The following is a 26,116-nucleotide window of genomic DNA, read 5'->3' as shown; positions in this document are numbered from 1 at the left end:
GCCCTCGCAAAGTCAATATTCCAGGTGAAAGCGCTGGGACAGGCGCTGCTTGAACTCCTTGACGATGTGCAAGGCTTCCCGCAGCAGATCACGCTCCAGGGAAGACAACTGCTGCACCACCACCCGATTGGTATCGTCTTTTTCGGCCACGGGTTGTTCCAGCCGCTCCAGTTGCTGCTTTAGCCGCAGCTCGGTGAACAGAGACAGCGCCTCGCCCAGATCCTCGGCGGCGCCTTCCTCGAGATGACCGCCCGCCGCCAGTTGATCCAGGCGCTCGAGGGTGGAAGTCGCGGTGATACGCTCTTTCAGGGCCAGGGCACGCACCCCATGCACGATGGGGAAAATACCGCCCTTCTTGATATCGATGCCATGCTGAGGCTTCTTCAAGGAGCCGAACAGGGTCAAGGGCGTGGAAAAGTGCAGCGCCGCTCGCGCGAAATGTGATAACAAAAGATCGTCCTTGGCACAGCGTTCGAACAGCCCCTCCTTGACTTCATCCAGCAAGCGCGGATCTCCCGCCACCGCCTTGGCATCCAGCAGGATGGCCAGATTCATCAGACTATCGCCGTCCCGGGTATCCGCCCAGCGCGCGACTCGCTTTCGCCAGCGTGACGTGTCACCGGTCCAGTCCGGATTGGATACCATGATGTTGCCGGGGCAAGGCGGGTACCCCAGACGTATCAGCACCTCGGTAAATTCGTTCATGGCCTGAGCGCAACCCGGCCAGTGCGCATCGTTCGGCAGGATCAGGCCGTTATCCTGATCCGTCTTGAGGATTTGTTCACCGCGTCCTTCACTCCCCATCACGATCAGACAGCTATTGTCCTGCTGGCGCGTATCGATGGTGAAATGCCAGGCCTTGGCTATGATGCGCTCGTTGAGCGCCGCCAGCAGACTCATGACAAAGCGCAGCTTGACGCCCTGAGCCATCAGGGCCTGAATCAGTTCCGGCGTTCTGGCGCTGGCATCGATCAGTTCCTCCAGGCTGGCGGCCTGTTCGATCTGCAGGCTGACCACATGGCTGCGGCTGGAAAAATAGCTCAACACATCCGTCAACTCCACCACGCCCACCGCTGCGTCGTTCTCGATCACCACTACCCGAGCCACCTTGTGCCGGGTCATTGCCACCAAGGCTTCAAACAGGTATTGATCTCGCCGGGCGGTGATCAGCGTGAAATTCGCGATGTCGACGACCGGCTGTTGCTGAGGAAGCTCTTGTATCACCAGCGCGTTGAGCAGATCCGTCTTGGTCACCATGCCAAAGCCTTGACCGGCGTTCACCAGCAGGCTATCCGCGTGACTGTCGTTGAGCGTATGCGCCGCGCCCGCGATACTGGTGTCCGCGGCGACCAGCAGCGGAGCCCGCATGCAGTCCTCGACCCGCGCCAGCATGAAACCCGCCATGTGAACACCGCTTTGAGTACGTTGCTCGGTCAACTGCCGGGCCTTCTGAGCCAGGCGCTGCTGGAAGAATTCCGCGAAGGCGGGATAGTCATCACGAAGCTGCTGAAACAGCGCCTTGGGCAACAGATAGCACAGACTTTCCTGCTCCGCCTTGAATCGGTAACGGCTCGTGCCGTTGAGAATAGCGATGGCGCCGAACAGGTCACCGGCGGTGTAGTGACCGATACGCGCATTGCTGTCTTGCTTGCTGGAATCCAGCTCCGCGACTTCGCCCTTGTAAACCAGAAAGACGAACTCGCCGGGCTGACCGGCGTCGAGCAGGGTCTCCCCCTGATCGAAGTAGGCCAGGTCGATGCCGTTTCTTACCCGTTCGCGTCCTTGCTCGTCGAGCAAGTTGAAAGGGGACTGCGAGAGATCGACATCGACCATGGTTAACATCTCCAAGCGGGCCTGATGGCCCGCTTTCGCTCATGGGCTGGTGGATGAGTTAATGAGCATGGGCCTGACCCGCACCCCGGGGCACCCGCACGCTTTCGACCAGTTCCTGCACGTGGACTGGCGGCGCTGCAGTCATTCGGGAAACCGCGAAGGCCACGACGAAGTGCAGCAGCATGCCCAGGGTACCGATCCCTTCCGGAGAAATGCCGAACCACCAGATGGACGGATCGGTATTGATGAACTTGGTGTACACGATGTAGCTGAAAGTGAACACCAGGCCCAGCACCATGCCACTGATCGCCCCTTCTCGGTTCATGCGCTTGTCGAAGATCCCCAGCAGAATCGCCGGGAAGAACGAGGCCGCCGCGAGCCCGAAGGCGAAGGCCACCACCTGGGCCACGAAGCCCGGCGGATTGATGCCGAAGTAGCCAGCCACCACCACCGCCACTGCCGCCGCGATTCGCGCCGCCAGCAGTTCGCCCTTGTCGGAGATATCCGGTTTGATCTGCTTCTTGAGCAGGTCGTGGGAGATCGCCGAGGAAATTACCAGGAGCAGCCCTGCCGCGGTGGAAAGCGCCGCCGCCACCCCACCGGCGGCCATCAGTGCCACCACCCAGGCGGGCAAACCACCGATTTCCGGGTTGGCCAGTACGATGATGTCCCGATCGATGTACACCTCGCTGGTATTGTCCGTGGGCGGGTTGGTCACGATACGCTGGCCGTACTCGCCGGAGGACTCCTCATCCAGCAGCCCTGACTTGAACTCCGGCTTGCCGACGAAGGGATCTCCCGGCCCCATCTGGACCTGGCCATCGTCGTTCTTGTCCAGCCAGCCGATCAGGCCCACGCCTTCCCAGTTGTAGAACCATTCCGGCAATTCCTGATAGGCGGTATCGCTGACGGACTGGATGATGTTGGTCCGCGCGAACACCCCTACCGCCGGCGCCGTGGTATACAAGAGCGCGATGAAGAACAGTGCCCAGCCGGCGCTGGTGCGCGCATCCCGTACCCGGGGCACGGTGAAGAAGCGCACGATAACGTGAGGCAGCCCGGCGGTGCCGCACATCAGGGCCGCGGTGATGAAGAAGACGTTGATCTTGGGCATGCTGCCATCCGTGTAGGCAGTAAAGCCCAGCTCCGTCAGCAAACCGTCCAGACGATCGAGAATATACACCCCGGTGTCGTTGCCTGCCGCATCCACATAGGTGGCGCCCAGGCCGGTCTGAGGCAGGATATGCCCGGTCATCATGATCGACAGGAACACCGCCGGCACCAGGAAGGCGGTGATCAAGACGCAGTACTGGGCCACCTGGGTATAGGTGATGCCCTTCATGCCGCCAAGTACCGCGTAGAAGAAAACGATCGCCATGCCGATGACCACGCCGACCTCGACTTCCACCTCGAGGAAGCGCGCGAAGACGATACCGGTACCGCGCATCTGTCCCGCTACGTAGGTGAAGGAGACGAAGATGACACAGATCACTGCCACGGAGCGCGCGATATTGGAGTAGTAACGCTCGCCGATGAAATCCGGCACGGTAAACTTGCCGAACTTGCGCAAGTAGGGCGCAAGCAGCATGGCCAGCATCACGTAGCCACCGGTCCAGCCCATCAGATAGACCGAGGCGTCATAGCCCAGGTAGGCGATCATGCCTGCCATGGAAATGAACGAGGCCGCGGACATCCAGTCCGCCGCCGTGGCCATGCCGTTGGCCATTGGCGGCACGCCGCCCCCGGCGACATAGAAATCCTTGGTGGAACCGGCCCGCGACCAGATCGCGATACCGATATAGAGGACGAAAGAGCCGCCCACGAAAAGGTAGGTAAGCAGTTGCACATCCATAAAAGGGAATCCCCCGATCGCGTTATAGTGTCTTGTTATTCATGCACATCGAATTCTTCATCGATCTTGTTCATCTTGTAGGCATAGAAGATGATCAGTCCGAGGAAGACGTAGATGGCGCCTTGCTGAGCGAACCAGAACCCCAGCTTGAAACCGAAGAAGCGTATGTTGTTGAGCGGCTCGACCAGCAGAATGGCAAAGCCGTAGGACACGATGAACCAGACGGCCAGACAGCCGAGGATCAGGCGAATATTGCGTTTCCAATAGGCTTGAGGGCTTTTGTCTTGCATGGGGCAAAGCTCCTGTTTGTTGTTGTCGCGGTAACTTTCGGTGATGGAAAAAGGCAAAAACCACTCAAATCCTAGCCAAGCCGCTTCCTGGACGGCAGAAGGACTTTAGTCGCAGCATGGAGGCGCCTTCAAAACATCCAAAAAAATCCCAAAAAAAACAAATGCTTGTATCAAACAGCGAAGATATTAACCCTTCGTATATCACGACCAAGGTGCAACGGAAAACCTCTCGGCACGCGACAAAAACCTTGCGTCGATTTCGATACCCTTCGCGTCAATGACGCTACAATCGGGCTGATAAAAATTAGCCGATACAGACGGATCGCTATTGTAAAGCGCCAAGTATCGTGACCGGGTTCTCGGGGAGTCGACATGTTTCAGGGCTGGCTATTGATCGGCATATCGCTTGCGTATATCGCCATACTGTTCCTCATTGCCTGGCATGGAGATCGTCGCGCGCTCAAGCATGGACCGAGCCAGCGGCGCCCGATCATCTATAGTCTGGCCTTGGCGATCTACTGCACCTCCTGGACCTACTATGGCGCCGTGGGCGAGGCCGCCACCTCCGGCTGGTCCTTCGCCAGCATCTTCGTTGGCCCGCTGCTGACTTTCCTGCTGTTCTGGCCGGTGCTGGCCAAGCTGGTTCGCGTGGCCAAGCACCAGAACATAACCTCGATCGCGGATTTCATCGCGTCCCGTTACGGCAAGACCCAGCCCCTGGCGGTTTTCGCCAGCCTGGTGGCCCTGATTGGCGCCCTGCCCTATCTAGCGCTGCAGCTCAAGGCGGTTTCCTCGAGCTTCACGGTACTTACCGCCGACACGGACCTGGCTCGCGCACCGCTTTTCGAAGACACCGCGTTTTACGTCGCCGTACTGATGGCGTTGTTCGCAATTCTTTTCGGCACTCGTCACACGGATGCCACGGAGCATCACGAGGGTCTCGTTCAGGCCATCGCCTTCGAATCCCTGGTCAAGCTCGGTGCCTTCCTGATCCTGGGCATCTACGTGACCTGGGGCATGTTCGACGGCCTGGGGGATATCCTCGCCCGGGCGGACGATCAGCTCGAACTTCAGCGCCAGCTGGCCAGCCAGGATTTCGGCCACAGCTTCTGGGCGCAGACCTTGCTTGCGATGCTGGCGATCTTCTGTCTGCCGCGCCAGTTTCACGTCATGGTGGTGGAGAACACTCATCAGGATGACGCCCGATGCGCTCGCTGGCTGTTCCCGCTATATCTGGTGACCATCGGCTTCTTCGTGCTGCCCCTGGCGGCGGCGGGTCTGACCCTGTTTTCCGGCAGCGGCATCGAACCGGATGCCTTCGTGCTGGCGCTGCCCATGGCCGCCGACCAGCACTGGCTGACGCTCCTGACCTTCATCGGCGGGTTCTCCGCCGCCACGGGCATGGTGATCGTCGCCGCAGTGGCCATCTCTATCATGATTTCCAACGAAATCGTCATTCCGGCCCTGTTCCGGCTGCGCTGGTTCGATACCAAGGCCCAGGACTACGGGCGCCTGGTATTGCGCACCCGCCGCGTCACCATCGCCGTCATCCTTGCGCTGGCCTACGGCTTCTATCAGCTGATCGGCGAGTACAGCACCCTGGCCACCAGCGGCATGCTGTCCTTCGCCGCCGCGGCGCAGTTCGCACCGCCGGTGCTGGGCGGGCTCTACTGGAAACGCGGCAACCGGCTGGGGGTGATCGTCGGCATGAACGTGGGCTTCGCGATCTGGGCCTACACCCTGATGGTGCCAGCGCTTGTCAATGCAGGCGTCCTGCCCGGCGGCTGGCTGGCGGACGGCCCTCTGGGCCTGTTCTGGCTATCGCCGATCTCCCTGTTCGGCATCAATATCGGCGATCCCTTCACCCACGGTGTCATGCTGTCTCTCGGACTCAACCTATTCTGCTATATCTTCGTTTCCCAGATGACCTCGCAGCGGGTGGTGGAGCGCATTCAGGCATCATTGTTCGTGGACAGCGTCGAAACCCGCCAGACCCTGGTCAACCGCCCCTGGGCCGGCACCACCACCGTGGGGGATCTCAAGGTATTGTGTCAGCGCTTCTTGGGAGCGGAGCAGGTCGAGCGCGGCTTCGCGGACTATGCCCGGCGTAGCGACGCTCGGCGCAGTGGCAAGCCCCTGGAGGACACCCAGCGCGCCTCCATCGACGTCATCCAGTTCACCGAGCGCTTTCTGGCGTCGGTGCTGGGCGCTTCTTCCGCGCGGATCGTCATCAACTCCGCGCTGCAGGGCCGGGGCATCGGCATCTCGGACGTGATCTCCATCGTCGACGAGGCCTCCCAGGTATTGGAATTCAATCGCGCCCTGCTCCAGGCTACCATCGAGAATATCAATCAGGGCATCAGCGTGGTGGATCAGCGTCTGCGCCTGGTGGTGTGGAATCAACGCTATCTGGAACTCTTCCATTTTCCCGACCACTTGATTCGGGTCGGCGCGCCCATCGACAAGATCTTTCGCTACAACGCCTACAACGGCGAATACGGCCCGGGGGATTCGGAAGAACAGGTGGCACTGCTGCTGGATAACATTCGCCAGGGGCAGCCACACAACTACGTACGCTATCGCCAGGACGGTAGCGTGCTGGAGGTGCAGGGCAACCCGATGCCCGGTGGCGGTTTCGTCTATACCTATCAGGACATCACCCGGCAAAAGCGCACGGAAGAAGCGCTGATTCGCTCGGAAAACAACATTCGTATCTACACGGACAACGTGCCGGCCCTGATCGCTTACTTCGACAAGGAATGTCGCTACCTTTTCACCAATCGTGCTTATGAAAGAGCGTTTGACGTGGATCGCCAGGCGGTGATCGGCAAGCGGGTGGAAAGCGTGATCTCTCCTCGGATCGCGGATGAGCGAGCCCCCTGGATGGCGCGGGCCCTGGCTGGCGAGCGGGTGAGCTTCGAGATTTCCCTGCAGGACAAGCAGAACGGTCTGCGCTACATGCTGGTGACCTATACGCCGCATTTTGGCGAAGGCGACAATATCCTGGGCTTCTTCGCGCTCTATCAGGACATCACCGAACGGCGTCAGGCGGAGATCGCCCTCAAGGAAACCAACGAGAATCTGGAAGAGCGGGTGCGTGAGCGCACCCAGGCGCTATCCGAAGCCAATGCCGCCCTGCGTCAGGAAAACCGCGTGCGCGCCGAGGCGGAAATGGCCCTGCGCCAGGCAAAACAGATCGCCGAGGATGCCAACGCCTCCAAGACCCGCTTTCTGGCGGCAGCCAGTCACGATCTGCTCCAGCCTTTGAACGCAGCGCGACTGTTTACCTCGGCGCTTTCCCAGCAGGTAGCCACCGATGAACTCAAACGCACCACTGGACATATCGACAATTCGCTACAGGCGGCGGAAGAGCTGCTCAGTACGCTGCTGGATATTTCCAAGCTGGATGCCGGCGCCCTGACCCCGCGGCGTAGCCATTTTGCCCTGGCGGATATCTTCGCTCCGCTGCAGGCGGAATTCGCGGTCATGGCGGAAGATCGCGGGCTCGACCTGGAAGTGGTCGCCACCTCCGGCTGGGTCGATAGCGACCCGCAGATGCTGCGTCGTATCGTGCAGAACTTTCTCTCCAACGCCATTCGCTATACTCGACACGGTCGAGTGCTGCTGGGTTGCCGGCATCACGGCGAGCGCTTTTCCATCGAGGTATGGGACAGCGGGCCAGGGATTCCCGAGTCTAAGCAGGTGGAAATCTTTCAGGAATTTCGACGCCTGGATCAAGCGACCCGCCATCAGGAAAGCGAAAAAGGACTCGGTCTCGGCCTGTCCATCGCCGATCGCATGAGCCGGGTACTGAACCATTCCATCCGGGTGCGCTCCTGGGAGGGTCAGGGAACGGCTTTCTCGGTCAGCGTTCCTCGGGTAGCCGCTCAGTTGGCGTCCCCGATCAAGGAGCACGAAGCCCTTCGGCGCAAGGGGAATCATCTGGCGGGAGCACGCATCCTGTGCATCGACAACGAAAGTCTGATCCTGGAAGGCATGAAGGCGATGCTTTCCGGCTGGGATTGCGAGGTATTCACCGCCACTTCGATCGGCGGCGCAAAATCCATTCTGCGCCATCTGGATCAGGATCCGGACGCGATTCTCGCGGATTACCATCTGGATAACGAGGTCACCGGTCTGATGGCCCTGGAAGCCTTGAGCGAGCGGCTGAGCGGTGAAGTGCCGGGCATCCTGATCACTGCGGACCGCACCTTGGAAGTCGCCGAGGAAATCAAGCGCAGCGGCTATCACATGTTGCTCAAGCCGGTGCGCCCCGCGGCATTACGAGCGCTGCTGACCCGTGCGTTGCAGGCCAGCCGCAGCCAGCGCCAACCTTCTTGAAAGTCTGAGCTTCGGTCAGGATTCGACCTTGGGAGGCTCGATCTCGAGTTTTTGTGCGGCAATCACCGCCTGGGTGCGGGAATGCACGCCGAGCTTTCTGAGAATCGCCGTCACGTGCGCCTTGATGGTCGCTTCAGAGACGGATAATTCGTAGGCGATCTGCTTGTTGAGCAAGCCTTCCGTAAGCATGTTGAGCACTCGGAACTGCTGGGGCGTCAAGGAAGCGATAGCGGCGGCAAACTTGGTTTCTTCCTCGTTGACCTCTCCTAGAGACTGAGCCATGTCCGGCGGTAGCCAGACCTCGCCTTCTAGAATTTCTCCCACCGCCTTGGCGATCAACTCAAGGGTGGACGATTTGGGAATGAAACCGGAGGCGCCGTAATCGATGGCGCGACGCACCACATAGGGTTCGTCGCTGCCAGATACCACGGCGACCGGCACGTCCGGAGCCTGTCCGCGCAGTTGAATAAGCCCCGAAAAGCCATGAGCGCCGGGCATATGAAGGTCCAGCAGGATCAAGTCCGCGTCGGGATGGCGAATTACCACGTCATTGGTTGCTGCCATGCTGTCCGCCTCGAGAATTTCCGCTCGCGGCGCCAGCTGCCGCAGCGCCTGGGTCAGGGCGGCGCGAAACAGCGGGTGGTCATCGGCAACGATGAATTTCTGGGCAAGGGCCATCGAGTCTCCTCCGGTTCCTTTGGTAGCGAAGGGTGCCTCAGCTACACCCGTGTCAATTCGCCGTTCGGTTATAGGATGTTACCCTATGGACCGAGGATTCCCAACCATACTCGCCAACGCTAATACGCTGAACGCCGCTCTATTGGATCGCCGAATCAAACACAACGAAAAACCGGCCCGAAGGCCGGCTGTGAGAGGTGTCGAAAAAAACCTCGGGATCAGCGATTGACACGGTTGGCGATCAGCTCTTCCACCACCGCCGGATTCGACAAAGTGCTGGTGTCGCCCAGGCCCTCGGTCTCGTTGGCGGCGATCTTGCGCAGAATGCGCCGCATGATCTTGCCGGAGCGGGTCTTGGGCAGATCCGGCGTCCACTGAATGACATCCGGCGAAGCGATGGGACCGATATCCTTGCGCACCCACTGAACCAGTTCCTTCTTGAGTTCGTCGGAAGGATCGAAATCGTCATTGAGAGTCACATAGATGTAGATGCCCTGCCCCTTGATATCGTGGGGGAAGCCGACTACCGCCGCTTCCGCTACCGCTTCGTGGGCGACCAGGGAGGATTCGATTTCCGCGGTACCCATACGGTGTCCGGAAATATTCAGCACATCGTCGACCCGACCGGTGATCCAATAGTCGCCGTCCTCGTCGCGGCGGCAGCCGTCACCGGTGAAATACATGCCGTCATAGGTGGAGAAGTATGTCTGGATGAAGCGCTCATGATCGTTCCAGATCGAGCGAGCAATCCCTGGCCAGGCGTCCAGGATCACCAGATTGCCTTCCGTGGCGCCTTCGAGCAGATTGCCGTCGTTGTCCACCACGCCAGGCTTGACCCCGAAGAAGGGGTTGGTGGCGCACCCGGGCTTGAGATCCGTGGCCCCGGGCAACGGGGAAATCAGGATGCCGCCGTTCTCCGTCTGCCACCAGGTATCGACGATCGGGCACTTCGAGTTACCGATGATTCGGTAATACCATTCCCAGGCTTCCGGGTTGATGGGTTCGCCGACGCTGCCCAGCAGTTTCAGGCTCTCGCGCTTGCTGGAAGCCATCACGTCATCGCCGTGGGCTCGCAGCGCGCGAATTGCCGTGGGAGCAGTGTAAAGAATATTGACCTGGTGCTTATCGACGATCTCACCCATGCGTCCTGGGGTCGGGTAGCTGGGTACCCCTTCGAACATCAGAGTAATGGCGCCGTTGGCCAGGGGGCCATAGACGATGTAGCTGTGACCGGTTACCCAGCCCACGTCTGCAGTACACCAGTAGACATCACCTTCGTGGTAATCGAAGACGTATTGATGCGTTATCGCGGCGAAGGTCAGATAGCCGCCGGTGGTATGCATCATTCCCTTTGGAGCGCCGGTGGAACCCGAAGTGTAAAGGATAAATAACGGATCTTCCGCGGCCATTTCTTCCACCGGGCAGTCCTTGTCCTGCTTGTCCACCAGTTCGTGGAACCAGATATCCCGCTCGTTCCAGTCGATTTCCCCGCCGGTACGCTTGACCACCAGCACGCTTTCCACCACGTCGGTGCCATCCCGGGTCAGGGCGGCGTCGACGTTGTCCTTGAGCGGCACGAACTTGCCCCCCCGGGCGGATTCGTCCGCGGTGATCACGACCTTGCTCTGGGCGCCGTTGATTCTCTGTGCCAAGGCATCCGGCGAGAATCCGCCGAACACCACGGAATGCACCGCCCCGATACGCGCACAGGCCAGCATGGCCATGGCCGCTTCCGGAATCATCGGCATGTACAGGGTTACCGTGTCACCCTTCTTGATGCCTAACTCCTTGAGCGCGTTGGCCATCTGGCAAGTCCGCTCGTAAAGCTCGCGATAGGTCAGGGTCTTGTCATCCTTGGGATCGTCACCCTCCCAGATGATCGCTGTCTGGTTGCCGCGCTTTTCCAGGTGACGATCGAGACAGTTGTAACAGGCATTCAGCGTGCCATCCTCGAACCAGCGGATATCGACGTCGCTGGCGGAAAACTTGGTGTTCTTGATCTTGGTCGGCGTCTTGATCCAGTCGATGCGCTTGGCTTGCTCCGCCCAGAAGCTGTCTGGATCGTCAATGGATTGCCGATAGAGCTTCTGATAGGCATCTCGGTCGATCCAGGCTTGCTGAGCGAATTCGTCGCGTACCGGATAGATATCTTTATGTTGTTCAGTCATGAAAACGCCTCTGTATGGGAAACGGATTTATGCAAGGGAGTTAATACAAGATAGATAACGCGTGCCTGACGTCAATATTCACGGATCCACCGTGACTATCACCGCATCGGGTTACCTTTAGCATATACCTCCGCATGAAGGCTTTCCCCTTAGACATTGGTAGCAACCATTTTTCTTTTTACAACAATAGGTTAAAGACAATTTCAATGGCTTTACAGAGGCGCTTGAACCAGATGCTCGCCGCAGTGTCGGCAACGGTAGCGTCGACCCTTGAGAACCAGACGATGGCGACGAACGCTAAAAACATGCTCCCGACAGACGCATCGATAACGATAGGGCGCGGGGCTCGCCCGGCAGGTATCGAAATCATGAGTCACCTTGGGTTCCAGACCGAACAGCTGGCGCATCACGGTCTGCCATTCCGGACCGTGGGGCCGAAAACGCTCGCCGTTCTCGAGATGCCGAACCAGCCAATGAGCCATTTCGTGAGGCACCACTTCCAGAAGAAAGCGGCGGGGATTTTCTCGATAGAGCAAAGCGTTGAAGCGCAGCCCGCCGCGGCCAAAATGTGCCTGGCCGGCGCTTTTGCCCTTTAGATCCATCCATACCCCGGGGCGTGGCAGTCCCGGAAAGACCTCGAGACAACGCCGCCAGGCGACGTCGATCTGGCGCTCGAGCAGGTCTGCAAGCGTCGATTCGTCGATCGAGGTTGCGTCGGTCAACCCAAGGGGAAGAGGGATCGGAGTAGGCATAGAGTGATAGAATGCCCAGCCGGAAACGTCGCGTAAAGCATCGCTCTCTTTCACGGACAACAGTTGCCATGGCCGATACCAACGTTTATCAACCGCTACTCATGGACGCCGACTTCGAGCGCCTGGACGATTTTCTCGAGTCCGACCGCGCCCCCACGGATGCACTGGATGTGATTGGCGCCCATGGTTTTCTCGTCGCCCTGGCCGTTGCGCCCACGGCGCTCAGCGCCGCTCATTGGATAGGCGAACTCTTCCAGGGCGAGCCGGCGTTTGCCGACGAGCAAGAGCGCGATGAAATTCTTGCACTGCTGGAAACTCTCAAGGTCAAGGCCGCCCAGGCGCTGGAGCTCGGGCAGCTTCCGGAACTGCCTTTCGAACTCACCCTGGATGGACTGGCGCCGGAGGAAACACCAATCGGCGACTGGTGCGCCGGCTTCATGGAAGGGGTCTTTCTGGACGAGGCCGCCTGGTTCGCGGAGGACGAGGAAAACGTCGCCGCCCTGCTGCTGCCGTTCATGGCGCTATCCGGGCTGTTCGACGAGGAGCCGGACATGCAAGATTTCATCGCGGACACCCAACGCCTGGAAGCCCTGGTGAGCCAACTGCCGGACCTCGTGCTGGATCTTTACCTTCACTACCGCGTGCCGCCGGAAAAGCCCAAGCCCACCGCGCGCAAGAAGCGCTCGACCCGCAAGCGATAAAGCGAGCGGCAATCACTTGAGTCGGGTCAGCCAGGCGTTGAGGGTACCGAACAACCATTCCCTCAACCGTTGATGCCAGGACCGTCGCAACCAGTCAGTCAGCTCGATTTCCCGGCTTGCGGCGAAGTTGCGCTCGAAGAGCTCCCGCACGCGATTGGCGAACCCCGAATCCTGTATTTCCTGATTGGCTTCGAGATTCCACTGCAGGCTCCAGTGATCGAAGTTGCAGGAGCCGATCGAACACCAGTCGTCCACCAGGGAAAACTTCGCATGAATGAAGGTCGGCTGAAATTCGTGGATACGCACGCCCGACTTGAGCAGACGCTGATAGAATCGGTGGCCCGCGTAACGTACCCCTGGGTTGTCGTTGATCGAACCCGGCAGCAGCAGGCGCACATCGACACCGCGACTCGCCGCTTTTGCCAGGCGAAGGCGCAGACTCAAGGTCGGCACGAAATAGGGCGTGCACAGCCAGATACGCTGGCGCGCCTTGACGACACGTCGCTGCAGGGAGCGGCGAATGGCCTGATAGCGGTAGCCTTTTCCCCACATGACCCGACCCCGCATGGCATTGCCATAGCACGCCTCGACGGGTTCGCTGGCAAGTTCGTGCACCAGGGTTGCCTTTCCCGACCCTTGGGTCAGCTGCGAATCCCACAGGTCGGCGAACAGCTTGAACCAGTCGTTTATCACCGGCCCTTCGATGCGTACCGCCACTTCGAACCAGGCGTCCATGAAGGCATCCACCGCGCCGAAGCCACCGGTAAAGGCCACGCGCCCGTCGACGATCACCAGCTTGCGATGATCCCGGGTCAGATTGCGAGTCAGCGACTTGAGCGCCAACGGGTTGAAGAAACGCAGGGCGATACCACTTTCGCTCAGACGACGCCGGTCGCCGGAGGAAAGCTTCCAGGACCCGAAGCCATCGAGCATCAGCAGTACCGTGACGCCCCGATTCGCGGCCTCGATCAAGGCATCGATCAACCGGGTCGCCAATACCCCGGATTCCATCAGGTACAGTTCGACCAAAATCCATCGCCGCGCTTGCGATAGCGCCTCGAACATGGTCGGCAGGAAGCAGCTGCCTTCCGGCAGCAGCACAAAGCGATTGCCCTCTCGCCAGCATCCTTGCATCGCTAGTCTCGTACTCTTTCTCTAGAGCGCGCGGTGCACGTACAGGTCGTAGCGGCTAGTCTTGCCTTCGATCACATGCTGCGGCTTGGGACCATGCAAGGCCGGCGCTCGGCGCGGACGCTTGACCGCCACCCGATGGGTAGCCAGATCCAGCGCCGCTTCCAGCAGTCGCGGCGCGTCCGCGTCACTTCCTGCCAACTCCTGAAAAACGCGCATTTCCTTTTTCACCAGCGCGGATTTTTCCCGATGGGGAAACATGGGGTCGAGATGAATGACCTGAGGCTCGATCCCGACGCTGCGGATCAGCTCACTCATTTCTCGCGAGGCGTCACCTCGAATCAACTGCAGGCGTTTCGCGATGGCGGCGGTTTCCGGCGCCAGCCGGGCGCGGGCCAGACCGTCTTCGAGCAGGGCGAAGATCATCGGCACCCGCTCGATCATCAGCACCCGAGCGCCGAGACTCGCTAGCACGAAGGCATCACGTCCCAGGCCGGCAGTGGCATCGACCACCTGAGGGGATTCGGCCCTGCCGAGCCCGCAGGCCTTGGCCACCAGTTGACCTCGGCCGCCGCCGAAGCGGCGTCGATGGGCCGCTCGACCGCCGACGAAATCCACCTTCAGCGGCTTGCCGTAGCGGTCGGCATTTCCCGCCAATACCATCGCCCCCTGCTCGTCGCGCCTCAATACCAGCGCGACGCCCTCTTCAGCGGCTATCGATTCGGACATCATCGATTCTTCTGCCAGGCGACCCGATCACGCAGGTAAATCGGCTGTACCTGATGAGCGGGCCGGCCTTCGCCGTTCTCGAACTGCCGCAATCCCAGCAACGCCATATCCTCCGCCTGGGGCTGGGGTTCGACCAGATGCCGAGCGATACCTGCAAGCACCGCCGGCGGCATCTCTTCCCACAGCGTCCAGCCGGACCCCACGCCGATCCACTCGATATCATCCATCCCCGGGGGCAAGGAAAGCGCCGAGGGTGGCAGCACCGCTTCTTCGAGCAGCGCGATGGGCTCACCGCTCCCGCAATCGTAGGCCGCCACGTAGATTTCCCCCATGCGCGCGTCCAGGGCCGGTATCAGATAGCGATAGCCGTGACGGCGATGGGTTCCCAGTGCCAAGGCCGCCAGGGTCGAGACACCCACCAGTGGACGCTCGAGTCCGAAGGCGAGCCCCTGAGCCACGCCGGCGGCGATGCGCAAACCGGTGAACGAGCCGGGACCACGACCGTAAGCCAAGGCGTCGATATCACTCAGGTCGATCCCTGCCTCCGCCAGCAGTTCATCGACCATCGGCATCAAGCGCTGGGTATGTTCCCGCGGCGCGAGAGCATAACGGGACAGCAGTTCATCTTCCTGTCCTGTCTGGCGACGCACCAGCGCCGCGGAACAGGCGCTGGTGGAGGCGTCCAACGCCAGCAAGCAGGTCATCGTCTAGCCTTCCAGTGCGTCAAGCACCTGGCGGGAGATTTCCTTGACGCCGCCCACGCCCTCTACCCGGTGGTAGACCGGCGCCTCTTCGGGCTCCTGCTCCGCCCAGCGCTGATAGTAATCCACCAGCGGCGCGGTCTGATCGTGATAAACCGCCAGGCGGTTGCGTACCGTCGTTTCCCGATCGTCGTCCCGCTGAATCAAGGGTTCGCCGGTCACGTCATCCTTGCCCATTTCCTTCGGCGGATTATATTCCACGTGATAGACCCGTCCGGAACCGGGGTGGACGCGGCGCCCCGCCAGGCGCTTGACGATTTCCTCGTCGTCCACGGCAATTTCCAGCACGTGATCGAGCTTGACGTTGCCCTCTCGCATGGCATCTGCCTGAGGAATGGTGCGTGGGAAGCCATCGAACAGAAAGCCGTTCTCGCAGTCCGGCTGAGCGATGCGCTCCTTGACCAGCGCGATGATGATCTCGTCGGACACCAGGCCGCCGGTAGTCATGATCTCCTTAACCTTGAGACCCAGCTCGCTGCCTTCCTTGACCGCCGCGCGCAGCATGTCGCCGGTGGAAATCTGCGGAATGCCGAAACGCTCGCAGATCACCTGGGCCTGGGTTCCCTTTCCGGCGCCCGGGGCGCCCAATAGAATTAAACGCATGAAGTAGCTCCTGAAACAGTAAAAGAAAAACAAGAAGGCAAAAACGATTACCACAGACGATAACCGTGCTCGGGTAGCGAGACAACTCGACGTTTCGGGTACAAGAACGCACAACGGCGCCATCAGGCGCCGTTGTGCGACTCGCTTCCGGCTGAGCCGGAACGCGCGAGAACTACAGCAACATGCGTCTGACGTCCGACAGCAGCTGGGAAAGCAACGCGGTGAAGCGCGCGGCATCCGCCCCGTTGACCGCCCGGTGATCGTAGGATAGACAAAGCGGCATCATCAGCCGCGGCGCAAAAGCGGCACCATCCCACACCGGTTTCATCGACGCCTTGGAAATCCCCAGAATCGCCACTTCCGGCGCGTTGACGATGGGCGTGAAGGCCGTACCACCGATCGAGCCGAGACTCGAAATGGTAAAGCAGCCGCCAATCATTTCATCGCGCTTGAGCTTCTTGGTCTGGGCTTTCTTGGCAAGCTCGACGCTTTCCTTGGCCAGCTCGATCAGCGACTTCTTGTCCGCGTCACGAATCACCGGCACCATCAGACCGTCCGGGGTATCCACCGCCATGCCGATATGCACGTACTTCTTCCATACCATCGTCTGACCGTCGGACTTCAGGCTGACGTTGAACTGCGGATACTGTCTAAGCGCGAAGGCACAGGCCTTGATCAAAAACGGCAGCGGCGTGAGCCTGGCGCCCTGAGCCTCCGCCTCCGCCTTCATCGACTTGCGGAAGGCCTCGAGCTCGGTGATATCCGCCTCGTCGAACTGGGTGACATGAGGCAGGTTGACCCAGCTACGATGCAGGTTGGTCGCGCCCATCTTGAGCAGGCGACCCATGGGCTTTTCTTCCACTTCCCCGAACTGGCTGAAGTCCTGATCCGGAATCGGCGGAATGCCGCTGCCACCGGCGGCGGGAGCCGCAGCGGTATCGCTCGGCGCGCTCTTGCCGCTCATCACCTTCTTGACATAGGCCTGCACGTCCTCCTTGAGAACCCGATCCTTGGGCCCGCTGGGGGTGACCTGAGCCAGATCGACACCCAGCTCTCGCGCCAGCATGCGCACCGCGGGGCCGGCGTGGACCAGCTTGCCGTCCCGGGGCTTTTCCTTCTGCTGAGCCACCTGGGCTTCCGGGCTCGGACGGCCTCCAGAAGAGGCGGCGGAGGTATCCGACTTCTGCTCCGACTTGGCGGCGGACTTCTGCTGCGACTTGGACTCGTCTTTCTTCGGCGCCGGCTTGGACTTCTTGGCGCCCGCCACTTCCATATAGCCGATCAGATCGCCTTCACTGACCGTATCGCCTTCCTTGACCGTCAATTCCAGCAGCTTACCCTTGAAGGGGCTGGGAACATCCATGCTGGCCTTGTCGGATTCCAGCGTGATCAGCGGGTCTTCCACATCGATCTCGTCGCCTGCGGTCACGGCGATCTCGATGATCGGAACGTCGCTGGAACCGGAAAGATCCGGCACGCGGATTTCCTTGCGCTCCGGCTCGTCGCTACCGGTATCCTCCTGTTCCTCGTCGGCCTCTTCATCCGCATCTACCTCATCGCTGCCGGCGGGCTCTTCTTCCTCCGGCGCCTCGTCGCCACCCTCGTCGCCGCCTTCACCGGCAATTTCCATGGTGCCGATCACATCGCCTTCGCTGACCGTGTCGCCTTCCTTGACCGCAATGGACATCAGCTTGCCGGTATGCGGGCTGGGCACGTCCATGCTGGCCTTGTCGGACTCCAGGGTGATCAAGGGGTCTTCGGCGCTGACCTCGTCGCCTTCGGAGACGGCGATCTCGATGATCTCCACATCGCTGGAACCGCCCAGATCCGGCACCTTGATTTCGACGGTACGCTTGCCGCCGCTACCGCCGCCCTGCTTGCCGCTATCCTGCTTGGCCGCCGGCTTCTCTTCCTGTTCGGAGGAAGACGGACTGGCGGACGCTTTTTTTTCCTGGGACGAAGCCTCGTCTTCCTCGGCTTCGTCACCGCCTTCACCCTCGGCTTCCAGTTCGAGAATCTGATCGCCCTCGGAGACGGTATCGCCTTCCTTGACCAGAATCTTCAGCACCTTGCCGCCCTTGGGCGCCGGCACGTCCATGCTGGCCTTGTCGGACTCCAGGGTGATCATGGTGTCTTCCGGCTCGATGACATCGCCTTCGGACACCGCTATTTCGATGATTTCGACATCTTCACTTCCGCCGATGTCGGGGACTTTGATGATTTCGCTACTCAAGGTCGCGCTCCTTCTGAATCTTGCTCGACGCGACCGCCGAGGCGGCCGCGCAGCGGATCAACGGCTCAAGACATCCACTTACACAACCAGCGGATTGGGCTTGCTGGGATCGATGCCGTACTTCTTGATCGCGTCAGCGACGACCTTACGGTCGATTTCGCCCTGATCCGCCAGCGCTTTGAGCGCCGCCACGGTGACGAAATAACGATCGACCTCGAAGAAGTGCCGTAGCTTTTCCCGGGTGTCGGAGCGTCCGAAACCATCGGTGCCCAGTACATGATAGTCCGCCGGCACCCAGGCACGCACCTGATCCGCATACAGCTTCATGTAGTCGGTGGCGGCAATTACCGGTCCCTTGCGCCCTTCCAGGCACTGAGTCACGTGAGGTTTGCCCGGCTCCTTTTCCGGATTGAGGAACGCCTGACGATCGACTTCCAACGCCTCGCGACGCAGCTCGTTGAAGCTGGTGGCGCTCCAGATATCGGCGCCGACGTCCCATTCTTCCTTGAGGATTTCCGCCGCCGCTTCCACTTCCCGCAGGATGGTACCGGAGCCCAGCAGCTGGACATGGCCCTTCTTGCCCTTGGTTTCCCTGAGCAGATACATTCCCTTGATGATGTCTTCCACACAGTCTTCCGGCATTTCCGGATGCTGATAATTTTCGTTCATCAGGGTGATGTAATAGAAGCAGTTCTCCTTGTCCTGATACATCCGCTTCATGCCGTCCTGAATGATCACCGCCAGCTCGTGGCCGTAGGTGGGATCGTAGCTGCGGCAGTTGGGAATGGTGGAGGACAGGATGTGGCTGTGACCATCCTGGTGCTGCAGACCCTCCCCGTTCAAGGTGGTGCGTCCGGCGGTACCGCCGAGCAGGAAGCCGCGAGCCTGCATGTCTCCGGCGGCCCAGGCCAGGTCGCCGACCCGCTGGAAGCCGAACATGGAGTAGTAGGCGTAGAAGGGAATCAGCGTGCAGTCGTTGTTGGAATAGGACGTGGCTGCGGCGATCCAGGTGGACATGGCGCCGGCTTCGGTGATGCCTTCCTGGAGGATCTGGCCCGCCTTGTCCTCGCGGTAGTACATGATCTGGGCCCTGTCCATGGGCACGTACTTCTGATCTTCGGCGGTGTAGATGCCCAACTGACGGAACATGCCTTCCATACCGAAGGTCCGCGCCTCGTCCGGTATGATCGGCACGACCCGCTTGCCGAAAGTCTTGTTCTTGACCAGGCCGTTGAGGATACGCACGAAAGACATGGTGGTGGAGACTTCCCGATCACCGCTTCCTTCGGTTTGTCTGGAGAATGTCTTGTCGTCGAGCCCAGGCATCTCGATGGCTTCGAAATCGCTCTTGCGAGCCGGCAGGTAGCCGTTCAGACGCTCACGCTGCAGATGCATGTACTTTATTTCCGGACTGTCGTCGTCCGGCTTGAAATACGGTATCTCGTTCTCGATCTGCTTGTCGGTGACCTCGATGCCGAAACGATCACGGAAGCGCTTGAGCACATCCTTGTCGTCGATGGACTTGATCTGGTGAGCCTCGTTGTCCGCCTCGCCGCCATCTGCCCCCAGACCATAGCCCTTGACAGTATGCGCCAGAACCACGGTGGGACGACCGTTGGCGTTATTCACCGCCTGATGATAGGCCGCGTAGACCTTGTAGGGATCGTGACCGCCTCGGTTGAGCTTGAAGATATCCTCGTCGGTGTAATCCTCCACCATCTTCGCGGTTTCCGGATACTTGCCGAAGAAATGCTCGCGGGTATAGGCACCGCCTTGGGCCTTGCAGTTCTGGTATTCCCCATCGACGGTTTCATCCATGAGCTTCTGCAGCATGCCCTTGTCGTCCTGCTCGAACAGCGGATCCCACAGGCGACCCCAGACCACCTTGATGACGTTCCAGCCCGCACCGCGGAAGACCCCCTCCAGTTCGTCCATGATGCGAGCGTTACCACGCACCGGACCATCGAGCCGTTGCAGGTTGCAGTTGATGACGAAGATCAGGTTTTCGAGATTTTCGCGACTGGCTTTATCAAGTGCGCCCAAGGTTTCCGGCTCGTCGCACTCGCCGTCACCCAGGAACGCCCAGACCTTGCGATCCTGCATGGGCTGTAGACCACGGGCGTCCAGGTACTTCATGACGTAAGCCTGATAGATGGCCATCAACGGCCCGAGACCCATGGATACCGTGGGCATCTGCCAGTAATCCGGCATCAACCAGGGGTGCGGATAGGAAGACAGACCATCGCCATCGACCTCTTCCCGGAACTTGTCCATCTGTTCTTCGGTCAGGCGCCCTTCCAGAAAAGAGCGGGCATAGATACCCGGCGAGCTATGGCCTTGAATGAACAGCAAGTCACCCTTGAAGTCGCCCTTGGGCGCACGGAAGAAGTGGTTGAAGCCCACCTCATAAAGCGTGGCACTGGACATGTAACTGGCCAAATGGCCACCGATGCCCTTGTTCCTTTCGTTAGCGCGAGTCACCATCGCCGCCATGTTCCAGCGGATCAGAGAGCGAATGCGTCGTTCCATGAACATATCCCCGGGCATGCGCGCTTCACGATGCACGGGAATAGTGTTGCGATGCGAGGAGGTAACCGTAAAAGGCACTGGCATGCCATCGCGACGCAGCCGGTCCGCCAGACGGCTCAACAATTGCTGGGCGCGTTCCTCGCCCTCCCTGTCCAGAACCGATTCCAGGGATTCCAGCCACTCCGTGGTCTCGATCGGATCAAGATCTTCTGTTGCTTCAAGACTCATCGATGTCTCTCCGAATGAAGAATATTGTAGGTGTTCCCTCACCCTATGGCCGAGGGAGGTGTGGCGCTCTTCAGTGCGGGCATGATCTTCCAGGGATCACGTCTCCAGGAAAACAGGATGTTGTAACGTTACAAATTGGCGTTAGGCATGCCTGGCTTCTCGCCAAGACGATACCGCAAACATTCGCACCTGCCAATTGAGCGAAACATGAAAATCATTTCCATGCCCCTATTGCGTTGCAACACAAGTAGTTGCGGTAAATGCGTAAAAACTTGCGCCGCTACCGTGACAGGTAGTTTTACTACAGATAGTTACCAGTAATAGCGATCCGGCACAGCCATTATAGACAGTTGTAGTACAGAGCCGCCCGGCGCGAAATAAAAGCAGTATTCTTTATAGTGTTTATTTCAGATGGCGTATCTTGTCGCGCAGATAGGCCCAGTCGAAAGCGGGCCCGGGATCGGTCTTGCGCAAGGGCGCGATATGGGCGTGACTGGTAAGTCGTTGCAAGGTTAGCGCCGGATAATAGTCGACAAGCGCTTTTATAGCGCCGGCAAGGCTTGCGTACTGCGCCTGTCGATATGGCGTCACTTCATCGCCCTCGAGCTCGATACCGATGGCGAAGTCGTTCAGAGCGTTACGCAGACGCCGGCCATCTTTCCAGCGAGAACGTCCGGCGTGCCAGGCGCGTCGATCGAAGGACACGAACTGCACGCACTCCCCGTCTCGTCGGATCAATAGATGCGCCGACACCCTGAGACCTTGCAGGGTCTTGAAATAAGGATGCACCGTTTCCACCACGCCTCTAGTGAACAGCTGTTCGATGAAGGGACCCCCGAACTGCCCCGGCGGCAGGCTGATGGAATGCAGCACCAGCGCCGACACCTCGTTGTCCGGCCGCGCGTCCTGATAAGGTGATACCTTGCGCCGGGCTTCATTGAGCCAGCCTGCCTCGATCTTCATTGCTTTTCCTGACGTCGGCCCTGCGAATTCTCTATAATACGCCTTATCGACAAGCACTCGAGCACCACTCACGCTAGGGTACGGAGCCTACTTTTCCCATGCATTATCATGAAGCTCTCGCGGAAGAGATCCGCACCAGCGCCGCGCGCCTGCTATCGGAGGATGTCGGCCCCGGGGATATCACCGCGGAACTGATCCCGGATCGACAATGGGCCAAGGCGCGGGTCATTACCCGCGAGGAAGCGGTGCTGTGCGGCGTAGCCTGGGTCGACGAGATCTTTCGCCGTCTCGATCCGCGAGTCGCCTTGACCTGGCATGCAGCGGACGGCGATCTGCTGCAGGAAGGCCAGGCGTTTCTCGAACTGGAAGGCCCGGCGCGCAGCCTGCTGACCGGAGAGCGTGCAGCGCTCAACCTGCTCCAGACCCTCTCCGCTACCGCCACTCGTACCCGAGCCTGGGCCAAGCTGATCGAGGATACCGGCGTGCGCCTGCTGGATACCCGCAAGACGCTGCCGGGCCTGCGTCTCGCGCAGAAATACGCGGTCACCTGCGGCGGCGGGCACAACCACCGCATTGGTCTTTACGATGCCTTTTTGATCAAGGAAAACCACATCGCCGCCTGTGGCAGCATTCAGGCGGCGGTCAAGGAAGCGCGGGCCATCGCCAAAGAGCTGTCGGTGGAAGTGGAAGTCGAAACCCTGGACGAGCTGGAAGAGGCCCTCGCTGCCCAGGCGGATATCATCTTGCTCGACAACTTCTCCCTGGACGATCTACGCGAGGCGGTGAACCGCACCCAAGGCCGCGCCACGCTGGAGGCATCCGGCAATGTCAACGATTTGACCCTGGCGGAAATCGCCGCCACCGGCATCGACTGCATCTCCAGCGGCGCCCTGACCAAGGACATCCGAGCTATCGACATGTCGATGCGCGTCGTGGCGAGCGAGCCCCGCTAGAACCTTTCCAGGTCGATTTCCTCGAAACTGGCGACCACCGGATGCACTCCGGTGGTCATGCCCGGCTCCCGCACCAGTTGCAGGGTATGCAGTCCGGCGGCTTTCGCCGCGTCCAATTCTTCCACCACATCCGAGAGAAACAATACCTCAGCGGCATCCCGCCTGAGCGCCTCGACAATGCAACGATAGCTCGCCGTCTCTTTCTTGGGCCCGATGGTGGTGTCGAAATAGCCCTCGAACAGCGGGGTCAGATTGCCCATGTCCGAATGGCCAAAGAGTAGCTGCTGAGCCTGCACCGAACCGGAGGAAAACACATACAGCGCGATGCCTTGGGCATGCCAGCGAGCCAGCGCATCGAAGGCGTCCGGGTATACATGACCGGTGAAGTCACCGTTACGATAGCCTTTCGCCCAGACCATGCCCTGCAGGGCTTTCAGCGGCGTCGCCTTGCGATCTTCGGCGATCCAGCCCTCGAGAATCTCGATCACCCGCGCCAGATCCGCCTCTGGCTCCTGGGCAAGCTGCCGGGTCGCCGCGATCTGCCGGACCACCTCGACATCCTCTTGCCGCTGACGCAAGAAATCCGCCAGATGGCGTTTGGCGTAGGGAAACAGCACCTCGTGAACGAAGCGAATCGATCCGGTGGTGCCCTCGATATCCGTGACGACGGCGCGAATCATGCGGCCTCCTGACCGGTGGGCAAGGCCTCGAATCGCGGAAAGCGCTCGGCAAGGGTCGCCCCGGTGAAATCCGCCACCCAGCCGGTAGTGTCACTGAACAGGCGAATGGCGGTGAAATCCGGCTCCGGCCCCATATCGAACCAGTGCGGCGTCCCCGCGGGCACCGACATCAAGTCGCCCTGGGCGCAACCCACCACATAGACCCGGTCGTCAAGGTGCAGATAGAAGATGCCTTCGCCACGCACGAAGAAGCGTACCTCGTCCTCGCTATGACGATGCTCGTGGAGAAACTTCTCTCGCAGCACCTGCTTATCCGGATGATCCGGGGTCAGGCCGATCACATCCGCGCCGACCATTCCCGATTCCGCTTGCAGCCGTGACACTTCTGCCTCATAGGCCGCGAGCACCGCTTCCTGATCCGCATCCGGCGCCAATTCACGGGTCGCCCAACGCTCGAAGCGTATGCCGCGATCCCCGAGTTCCTTGGCGATACGCTCGCCGTCCCGGGTCGCCACCAGCGGCTGCTCCGCATCGTAGTCCACGTAGACCTGCAAGAAGCTCATTATTGGTTGTCCTCGTTGTAAAGCCGTTCAAGACAGGCTCAGAAGATGCGCTATCGGCGCAGAAAGAGTTCACAGTCGAAAAGAAAATCCAGCGCTTCCACCTGGCGCAGGCAGGCCTTCATGTCCGTGGCCCAGGTATAGAGCCCGTGGCCTCGAATCAGATAGGCGACGCTTGCCTCATGCGCCAGGCGCTCGCCGACCTGATCCGCCAACGCCCGCATGTCCTGAGTATTGTCGAAAATCGGAATCGCGACCCGCTCGTCATGACTGGCGACGCCCTCCAGGGCTTTCAGCAGCTCGTAACCGCTCAGCCAAAGGGTCTTTCCCGGTTCGATCAGCGACAGCAGCGTCGCCGCCTTGGAGTGAGTATGCAAAACGGCGCCGGTTCGAGGCCGGTCCGCGTAGAGGCGACCGTGCAGCAGCGCCTCCGCGGAGGGTTTGCGATGCGGCTCCAGGGGTATCGCCTCCAGATCCGTGACCAGGATGTCCGCAGGGGTCAGACGACCCTTGTGACAACCGGAGGCGGTCACCGCCATGTGCGATTCGTCGAGGCGCAGGGAAAAATTTCCCCCGGTGGCAGGTACCTGACCGGCCCGATATAGTGTTTCACCGGCGTCGACGATAGCCTGCTGGGCCTGAGCCAACCTTTCCAGATCGATCAACCGTCTGACCTCCCATGACAAGACAGACAAGCGCATGAGCGACAATAGCGCGAATTTCTCCCTGACGCCCGTTGCTCGGCTTGAAAGCGACTACCCGGACAAGTTCGGCATCCCGCGCCAGCCGGGTCTGGCTAGCGCCGCCCGAGGCCGCCTGGTGATGCTGCCGCCCTTCGACGACCCGCTGGCCCTGCGCGGTCTGGAAGGCTTCAGCCACCTCTGGCTGACCTTCATCTTTCATCAAACCTCCGAGCGCTGGTCGCCGCTGGTGCGCCCGCCTCGGCTGGGCGGCAATGCCAAGATCGGGGTCTTCGCCAGTCGCAGCACCCACCGCCCCAACCGGCTGGGACTTTCCCTGGTGGAGCTGGTCGCCGTCCATACCCGTCCCGAGGTTTATCTCGAGCTGCGCGGCCATGACCTGGTGGACGACACGCCGGTGGTGGACATCAAGCCCTATCTGCCCTGGGCGGATACACGGCCGGACGCCCGGGCGGGTTTCGCGCCGACGGCGCCAGCATGCTATCCGGTGGAGTTTTCCGCCGACGCCGAGGCCCAGCTCGCTGAACGCCGGGATCGGGACTCCCTGCGTAAACTGATCGAACAGGTGCTGGCCCAGGATCCTCGTCCCGCCTACCGAAAAGGCCAGGAATCGCGGCGCTACGGTGTGCGCCTGAGGGATCTGGACGTGCGCTTTCAGGCCATCGAAGACCCGCGGCATGGGCTGGTGATGCGGGTCTTCGAACTGGTGTCGCTCAGTCGAAGCTGACGCCGATGCGCCGCCCCACCTCCTCATAGGCCTCGATCACCCCGCCGAGCCCCTGACGGAAACGATCCTTGTCGAACTTCTCACGGGTCTTGGCGTCCCACAGCCGGCAACCGTCCGGGGAGAATTCGTCGCCCAGCAGGATTTCGTCCTTGAACAAGCCGAATTCCAGCTTGTAATCCACCAGCAGAATACCGCCCGCGGCGAACAGCGCCTTGAGCACGTCGTTGACCTGATAGGTCAAGACCTTCATGCGTGCCAGCTGCTCCGGGGTCGCGAAACCCAGGGTTTCCGCCAGGGACTCGTTGATCATCGGGTCGTGCAGTTCGTCATTCTTGAGAAACAGCTCGAAGGTCGGCGGATCGAGTTCGCGACCCTCCTCGATACCCAGGCGCTTGCACAACCCCCCGGCGGCGATATTGCGAATCACGCACTCCACCGGAATCATCTCGAGCTTCTTGACCACGCACTCGGTGTCCGACACCAGGCCATCGAAGTGGGTGCCAACACCCGCCTCTTCCAGCTTGCCCATGATAAAGGCGTTGAACTTGTTGTTGACCATGCCCTTGCGGGACAGCGCCTCCTTCTTGCGGCCATCGAAGGCGCTGGTGTCGTCGCGAAACTGCAGGATCAGACGATCCGGATCGTCGGTGTAATAAACCGATTTGGCCTTGCCCGCATAGAGTTCTTGACGTTTTTTCACGGT

21 protein-coding genes are annotated in these 26,116 nt (G+C 60.3%); 4 read left to right on the top strand and 17 right to left on the bottom strand.

Annotated elements, in window-relative coordinates:
- Positions 1-12: 12 nt before the first annotated feature.
- From FGL86_RS08095 to FGL86_RS08085, 3 genes are read right to left on the bottom strand one after another with little or no spacing between them, the layout of a single operon-like run.
- A complete protein-coding gene (locus tag FGL86_RS08095) occupies positions 13-1,833 on the bottom strand; it encodes a putative nucleotidyltransferase substrate binding domain-containing protein (RefSeq protein WP_147184094.1) in 1,821 nt (606 codons plus the stop codon).
- A 58-nt stretch (positions 1,834-1,891) separates the two neighbouring features.
- Positions 1,892-3,685 carry a sodium:solute symporter family protein gene (locus FGL86_RS08090; RefSeq protein ID WP_147184093.1) on the bottom strand — a complete coding sequence of 598 codons (1,794 nt, stop codon included), beginning with the start codon at positions 3,683-3,685 and terminating at the stop codon, positions 1,892-1,894.
- Positions 3,686-3,720: 35 nt separating this feature from the next.
- Entirely contained in the window at positions 3,721-3,975 is a 255-nt protein-coding gene (locus FGL86_RS08085) for a DUF4212 domain-containing protein (RefSeq protein WP_147184092.1), read from the bottom strand.
- 372 nt (positions 3,976-4,347) lie between these two features.
- Between FGL86_RS08085 and FGL86_RS08080 the strand changes: the two genes are divergently transcribed.
- Positions 4,348-8,316, top strand: coding sequence for a hybrid sensor histidine kinase/response regulator (locus FGL86_RS08080; protein ID WP_147184091.1), 3,969 nt, complete (start codon positions 4,348-4,350; stop codon positions 8,314-8,316).
- A gap of 15 nt (positions 8,317-8,331) precedes the next feature.
- Here the strand turns inward: FGL86_RS08080 and FGL86_RS08075 are convergent, their stop codons facing one another.
- From FGL86_RS08075 to FGL86_RS08065, 3 genes are all read right to left on the bottom strand, one after another.
- The gene (locus FGL86_RS08075; RefSeq protein WP_147184090.1) at positions 8,332-8,994 is read right to left on the bottom strand and encodes a LuxR C-terminal-related transcriptional regulator; all 663 of its coding nucleotides are present in this window, start codon (positions 8,992-8,994) and stop codon (positions 8,332-8,334) included.
- Between the two features lie 218 nt (positions 8,995-9,212).
- Positions 9,213-11,162: an acetate--CoA ligase gene (gene acs / locus FGL86_RS08070; RefSeq protein ID WP_147184089.1), complete on the bottom strand. Its 1,950-nt coding sequence runs from the start codon at positions 11,160-11,162 to the stop codon at positions 9,213-9,215.
- Between the two features lie 212 nt (positions 11,163-11,374).
- Positions 11,375-11,914, bottom strand: a complete 540-nt coding sequence (locus FGL86_RS08065) for a SprT family zinc-dependent metalloprotease (protein ID WP_147184088.1) — start codon at positions 11,912-11,914, stop codon at positions 11,375-11,377.
- 68 nt (positions 11,915-11,982) lie between these two features.
- Here FGL86_RS08065 and FGL86_RS08060 point away from each other — a divergent pair, with 68 nt between their 5' ends.
- Positions 11,983-12,615, top strand: a complete 633-nt coding sequence (locus tag FGL86_RS08060; protein WP_147184087.1) for a YecA/YgfB family protein — start codon at positions 11,983-11,985, stop codon at positions 12,613-12,615.
- Between the two features lie 12 nt (positions 12,616-12,627).
- Here FGL86_RS08060 and FGL86_RS08055 read toward each other — a convergent pair whose 3' ends face one another.
- The 7 genes from FGL86_RS08055 to ampD form a co-directional block, all read right to left on the bottom strand.
- A complete protein-coding gene (locus FGL86_RS08055; RefSeq protein ID WP_147184086.1) occupies positions 12,628-13,749 on the bottom strand; it encodes a phospholipase D-like domain-containing protein in 1,122 nt (373 codons plus the stop codon).
- A 21-nt stretch (positions 13,750-13,770) separates the two neighbouring features.
- Positions 13,771-14,475, bottom strand: coding sequence for a class I SAM-dependent methyltransferase (locus FGL86_RS08050; protein ID WP_147184085.1), 705 nt, complete (start codon positions 14,473-14,475; stop codon positions 13,771-13,773).
- Positions 14,475-15,179: a tRNA (adenosine(37)-N6)-threonylcarbamoyltransferase complex dimerization subunit type 1 TsaB gene (tsaB, locus tag FGL86_RS08045; protein WP_147184084.1), complete on the bottom strand. Its 705-nt coding sequence runs from the start codon at positions 15,177-15,179 to the stop codon at positions 14,475-14,477. The genes FGL86_RS08050 and tsaB overlap by 1 nt, the downstream gene beginning before the upstream one ends.
- Positions 15,180-15,182: 3 nt before the next feature.
- Positions 15,183-15,839 carry an adenylate kinase gene (gene adk / locus FGL86_RS08040; protein ID WP_147184083.1) on the bottom strand — a complete coding sequence of 219 codons (657 nt, stop codon included), beginning with the start codon at positions 15,837-15,839 and terminating at the stop codon, positions 15,183-15,185.
- Between the two features lie 172 nt (positions 15,840-16,011).
- Complete coding sequence (gene aceF, locus FGL86_RS08035) at positions 16,012-18,072, bottom strand: pyruvate dehydrogenase complex dihydrolipoyllysine-residue acetyltransferase (RefSeq protein WP_147184082.1); 2,061 nt, start codon at positions 18,070-18,072, stop codon at positions 16,012-16,014.
- Between the two features lie 78 nt (positions 18,073-18,150).
- Positions 18,151-20,829, bottom strand: coding sequence for a pyruvate dehydrogenase (acetyl-transferring), homodimeric type (aceE, locus tag FGL86_RS08030; protein WP_147184081.1), 2,679 nt, complete (start codon positions 20,827-20,829; stop codon positions 18,151-18,153).
- A gap of 402 nt (positions 20,830-21,231) precedes the next feature.
- Positions 21,232-21,792 (bottom strand): 1,6-anhydro-N-acetylmuramyl-L-alanine amidase AmpD, encoded by a 561-nt coding sequence (ampD, locus tag FGL86_RS08025; RefSeq protein WP_147184080.1) that lies wholly within the window; start codon positions 21,790-21,792, stop codon positions 21,232-21,234.
- 98 nt (positions 21,793-21,890) lie between these two features.
- Between ampD and nadC the strand changes: the two genes are divergently transcribed.
- Positions 21,891-22,745, top strand: a complete 855-nt coding sequence (gene nadC / locus FGL86_RS08020) for a carboxylating nicotinate-nucleotide diphosphorylase (RefSeq protein WP_147184079.1) — start codon at positions 21,891-21,893, stop codon at positions 22,743-22,745.
- Here the strand turns inward: nadC and mtnC are convergent.
- From mtnC to FGL86_RS08005, 3 genes are read right to left on the bottom strand one after another with little or no spacing between them, the layout of a single operon-like run.
- Positions 22,742-23,425, bottom strand: coding sequence for an acireductone synthase (gene mtnC / locus FGL86_RS08015; RefSeq protein WP_147184078.1), 684 nt, complete (start codon positions 23,423-23,425; stop codon positions 22,742-22,744). The two genes, nadC and mtnC, sit on opposite strands and share 4 nt — an antisense overlap.
- The gene (locus FGL86_RS08010) at positions 23,422-23,988 is read right to left on the bottom strand and encodes a 1,2-dihydroxy-3-keto-5-methylthiopentene dioxygenase (RefSeq protein ID WP_147184077.1); all 567 of its coding nucleotides are present in this window, start codon (positions 23,986-23,988) and stop codon (positions 23,422-23,424) included. Before FGL86_RS08010 ends, mtnC begins: the two co-directional genes overlap by 4 nt.
- Positions 23,989-24,038: 50 nt before the next feature.
- Positions 24,039-24,650: a methylthioribulose 1-phosphate dehydratase gene (locus tag FGL86_RS08005; RefSeq protein WP_147184076.1), complete on the bottom strand. Its 612-nt coding sequence runs from the start codon at positions 24,648-24,650 to the stop codon at positions 24,039-24,041.
- Between the two features lie 34 nt (positions 24,651-24,684).
- Between FGL86_RS08005 and tsaA the strand changes: the two genes are divergently transcribed.
- A complete protein-coding gene (tsaA, locus tag FGL86_RS08000) occupies positions 24,685-25,413 on the top strand; it encodes a tRNA (N6-threonylcarbamoyladenosine(37)-N6)-methyltransferase TrmO (protein ID WP_147184075.1) in 729 nt (242 codons plus the stop codon).
- Here tsaA and purC read toward each other — a convergent pair.
- Positions 25,400-26,113 carry a phosphoribosylaminoimidazolesuccinocarboxamide synthase gene (gene purC / locus FGL86_RS07995; protein ID WP_147184074.1) on the bottom strand — a complete coding sequence of 238 codons (714 nt, stop codon included), beginning with the start codon at positions 26,111-26,113 and terminating at the stop codon, positions 25,400-25,402. The genes tsaA and purC overlap by 14 nt on opposite strands.
- Positions 26,114-26,116 lie beyond the last annotated feature (3 nt).

The sequence above is a fragment of the Pistricoccus aurantiacus genome, assembly GCF_007954585.1.
Classification (GTDB): domain Bacteria; phylum Pseudomonadota; class Gammaproteobacteria; order Pseudomonadales; family Halomonadaceae; genus Pistricoccus; species Pistricoccus aurantiacus.
The sequence above is the reverse complement of the archived record's forward strand: the minus strand, read 5'-3'. Positions and strand labels throughout refer to the sequence as shown.

What these genes read in the sequence shown, in the direction of transcription:
- FGL86_RS08095 (WP_147184094.1), bottom strand. Translation starts at nt 1,833, where the DNA reads ATGGTCGATGTCGATCTCTCGCAGTCCCCTTTCAACTTGCTCGACGAG.
- FGL86_RS08090 (WP_147184093.1), bottom strand. Translation starts at nt 3,685, where the DNA reads ATGGATGTGCAACTGCTTACCTACCTTTTCGTGGGCGGCTCTTTCGTC.
- FGL86_RS08085 (WP_147184092.1), bottom strand. Translation starts at nt 3,975, where the DNA reads ATGCAAGACAAAAGCCCTCAAGCCTATTGGAAACGCAATATTCGCCTG.
- FGL86_RS08080 (WP_147184091.1), top strand. Translation starts at nt 4,348, where the DNA reads ATGTTTCAGGGCTGGCTATTGATCGGCATATCGCTTGCGTATATCGCC.
- FGL86_RS08075 (WP_147184090.1), bottom strand. Translation starts at nt 8,994, where the DNA reads ATGGCCCTTGCCCAGAAATTCATCGTTGCCGATGACCACCCGCTGTTT.
- acs (WP_147184089.1), bottom strand. Translation starts at nt 11,162, where the DNA reads ATGACTGAACAACATAAAGATATCTATCCGGTACGCGACGAATTCGCT.
- FGL86_RS08065 (WP_147184088.1), bottom strand. Translation starts at nt 11,914, where the DNA reads ATGCCTACTCCGATCCCTCTTCCCCTTGGGTTGACCGACGCAACCTCG.
- FGL86_RS08060 (WP_147184087.1), top strand. Translation starts at nt 11,983, where the DNA reads ATGGCCGATACCAACGTTTATCAACCGCTACTCATGGACGCCGACTTC.
- FGL86_RS08055 (WP_147184086.1), bottom strand. Translation starts at nt 13,749, where the DNA reads ATGCAAGGATGCTGGCGAGAGGGCAATCGCTTTGTGCTGCTGCCGGAA.
- FGL86_RS08050 (WP_147184085.1), bottom strand. Translation starts at nt 14,475, where the DNA reads ATGTCCGAATCGATAGCCGCTGAAGAGGGCGTCGCGCTGGTATTGAGG.
- tsaB (WP_147184084.1), bottom strand. Translation starts at nt 15,179, where the DNA reads ATGACCTGCTTGCTGGCGTTGGACGCCTCCACCAGCGCCTGTTCCGCG.
- adk (WP_147184083.1), bottom strand. Translation starts at nt 15,839, where the DNA reads ATGCGTTTAATTCTATTGGGCGCCCCGGGCGCCGGAAAGGGAACCCAG.
- aceE (WP_147184081.1), bottom strand. Translation starts at nt 20,829, where the DNA reads ATGAGTCTTGAAGCAACAGAAGATCTTGATCCGATCGAGACCACGGAG.
- ampD (WP_147184080.1), bottom strand. Translation starts at nt 21,792, where the DNA reads ATGAAGATCGAGGCAGGCTGGCTCAATGAAGCCCGGCGCAAGGTATCA.
- nadC (WP_147184079.1), top strand. Translation starts at nt 21,891, where the DNA reads ATGCATTATCATGAAGCTCTCGCGGAAGAGATCCGCACCAGCGCCGCG.
- mtnC (WP_147184078.1), bottom strand. Translation starts at nt 23,425, where the DNA reads ATGATTCGCGCCGTCGTCACGGATATCGAGGGCACCACCGGATCGATT.
- FGL86_RS08010 (WP_147184077.1), bottom strand. Translation starts at nt 23,988, where the DNA reads ATGAGCTTCTTGCAGGTCTACGTGGACTACGATGCGGAGCAGCCGCTG.
- tsaA (WP_147184075.1), top strand. Translation starts at nt 24,685, where the DNA reads ATGAGCGACAATAGCGCGAATTTCTCCCTGACGCCCGTTGCTCGGCTT.